The 2,879-nt window shown below is 57.8% G+C and carries 4 protein-coding genes; all 4 read left to right on the forward strand.

Annotated features, from left to right (window positions below):
• Positions 1 to 44: 44 nt before the first annotated feature.
• Positions 45 to 809: a hypothetical protein gene (locus ENN68_00910; protein HDS44656.1), complete on the forward strand. Its 765-nt coding sequence runs from the start codon at positions 45 to 47 to the stop codon at positions 807 to 809.
• A 160-nt stretch (positions 810 to 969) separates the two neighbouring features.
• Positions 970 to 1,572: an exosortase H gene (xrtH, locus tag ENN68_00915; protein ID HDS44657.1), complete on the forward strand. Its 603-nt coding sequence runs from the start codon at positions 970 to 972 to the stop codon at positions 1,570 to 1,572.
• Between the two features lie 17 nt (positions 1,573 to 1,589).
• Positions 1,590 to 2,147: a hypothetical protein gene (locus ENN68_00920; protein ID HDS44658.1), complete on the forward strand. Its 558-nt coding sequence runs from the start codon at positions 1,590 to 1,592 to the stop codon at positions 2,145 to 2,147.
• Between the two features lie 273 nt (positions 2,148 to 2,420).
• The coding region (locus ENN68_00925; protein HDS44659.1) for a hypothetical protein at positions 2,421 to 2,879 on the forward strand (459 nt) is incomplete at its 3' end.

The following is a 2,879-nucleotide window of genomic DNA, read 5'->3' on the forward strand; positions in this document are numbered from 1 at the left end:
CCCTGATCGAAAGACTTAAATGTGGCACTCTCTACCTATAGAGTATGACGAACCAGAAGAAGCGCGACTGGTATGGACCGACGCCAGGACTGCTGACCGTGCTCGTTACCGTGCTGGTGGCCTGTGGCCTCATGCCCCTGGCTGCTGCCGACGTTTCAGTGACCCGAGACCTGCCTGATGAGCCCGTTTATCCGGGCACGCAGATCACCGTCACCCTGAATCAGACCGGCTTTTACCTGACCGGTGTTGTCTGGGAGATACTGCCAGACGGCTTCGCATTCAAGGGCATTGCACCGGGCAGCGGCGGTGAGTATATGGCCTATGACCGAACCACGAACAACCTTACGCTCGGGTTTCGGGACCAAACGACCGTACGGTATCTCGTGGAGACCGGCACTGCCGATCAGATAGAGGGCGCGGTCTTCTCCGGAACGTGGAAGACCACAGATTCACACCTCAACAAACTATCCGGTGCTATTCACGGGGACCGTACGCTGACGCTCGGCACCGGCCCCGAGCCGACGCCGACACCAACCCCTGCACCCACGAACGGCGGTGGTAACGGTGGAGCGGTAACGCCAACGCCGACAACTACCGCTGCGCCGACCGCGTCGCCTGGCCTGAGTCCCACACCATCCAGTGCACCTACCGCTTCGCCGGGTGTAGTAACGCCAACGCCGACCGCGGCTCCCACGCCCGCACCATCAGCATCGCCGACCGCGAGACCGGGAATACCGGGCTTTGAGCTGATCGTTGCGCTCGCAGGGCTGATCGCGGTTGCTCAGTGGCTCTGGCGGCGAAGCAGTTAGTTAGTTAGTTAGAGCGTGTGTTAGTGTGTGAGTGAGAGCGAGTGTGGGTGAGCGAGAAAGTGGTCGAACTATCTTTCTTTTCTTGCTCACTGCTCCTTTTTCCCGTTAGTATGAGGCAGCGTACAGGTTGGAAGAGAGCAAGCGGGGATTGATCTGATCCATGCCGAAAGCCGCAAAAGCCGCAACCCGAAGACCGCAGGGCGGGAAGAGCGCCCCAAACGCCAAATCCGCTACTGAGGAGGACCTTGTGGGTAGATTCGTCGCTGAACTGCAGGCGAATCGCGACGCGCTACGGTATGTCGCGCTCTTCCTCGCGCTCTGTCTCATCTTCTATCTCCTGTATTACGCACTGCTCGTCAGCGGCTCGGCGGCCATCCTCTGGCTCCGGGAGTTCACTGCGCGCGTGCTCGGCACCATCTTCGCCCTCGCGGGCGCAAACGTGGTGGTCAACGGCGCGTTCGTCACGATCAACGGGTTCGGCCTTGAGATCATTGACGAGTGCACCGCAGTATTCTCCTCCATCGTCTATGCCGCCTGCCTCCTGGCGTACCCCACAACGATCCGCAAGAAGGTGATCGGCATCGCTCTGGGTGTTCCCGCGCTCTACGCGATCAATATCCTGCGGCTCGTGATACTCGCGCAGGTCGGTATTAGCCGACCCGCACTCTTCGCGTTTGTGCATGTCTACCTCTGGCAGGCTTCGTTCATCATCTTCGTCGTGGTGATCTTTATCCTGTGGCTCAAATTCGTGGTGAAGGAGTAAGAAGACGAGAGAGAGCGATGGCGCAAAAAACGAAACAGAAGCGGACCGTGAAGCAGCACGAAACAGCTGCGGCTGTAAAAGCAGCACCCGAGGAGAAGAAGAGCGTGCTCTTCGGGCTGCGCGAACGCGAAATTATCCTCTTCCTCCTGCTGTTCCTGCTCGTTTCCGCGCTCTTACTCGGTGCGTGGTATTATATCGGCCCCTATTATCAGAAAGCGGTCTTCGCCGTTGCACGCGTATTCCTGCTCCTCATGGGCTATAACCCGTCCCAGATCGCCGCGGTGAACATCGCGGGCGCATACCTCGGCAATTTCAATCTGGTGCCCCTGGTCGCCCTGGCGATCGCGACCCCGCGGTTGGCGCCCCGGCAACGGCTGGTCATGCTCGGCATCGGCATCCCCCTACTATTCCTGCTCCATGTGCTCGATCTGGTAGCCCATTTCCCGCTCTATTTCCACGGCTCGAAGCTTGCAGAGGTGGTGGTCTATTCCATCGGCGTGGGCGGCGTCGCGCTACCGTTCATTATCTGGTTCGTGCTCTGCTATGCCCGCTTCTTTAAGGGTGCCCGGGCGTAACTATCACCGACTGAAAGGCGAGTGCTTCTCCCGTCCCGGTGAGCAAAACCGCGGACCAGGCAACCGCTACAAATAGGCTGGTTTTAAATACCTCTACTCGATATATATCTCCGAACCGGAGGACTTACCGCTGCTGAACTACTGAAGCTCTGTGGCGCGGTTGGCCTGCTGAGCGTTCTACCGGGCTGCAGACTGCTTTGGAGTGCGCTACGCGCTATACCCACCGGTAGTTCACACCCGGTCTTCGGCGTGTGAGTGCGGGAGAATAAAAACATGAACGGGAAGCGAAATGAGCATAAAAAAACGGTTGGAGTGATCTCAATACTGATCGTACTGCTGTCTATTCTTACGACACTTATCGGGATGACGCCCGTCGGCGCGGCGCAGCAGGCGACGGTGACCCGGACTCTTCCGAGTTCTGTGGCGCCCAATGGGCAGTTCACGGTCACCTTGACTCAGACCGGGTTTCTGCTTGATATAGGCCTGGTATCTGAGGTGCTACCACCGGGCTTTGACTATGTTACCGGCAGTTATACCGGTAATGCTTCGGATCATGTAACCTACAATCCCGCAACACGAGTGCTCGAGGTAGGTTTTGGCTTCGAAAAAACCATTTCATATAAAGCTAGAGCGGGCTCCCGCACAGAAACGGCCGTGTTTTCGGGGACCTATAATGCTCTTGTTTCCGCTAACAATACCTGGCTGAAGGAAGAAGGTTACGTTACTGGCGAC

The organism is Methanomicrobia archaeon (genome assembly GCA_011049045.1).
GTDB lineage: Archaea > Halobacteriota > Syntropharchaeia > Alkanophagales > Methanospirareceae > JACGMN01.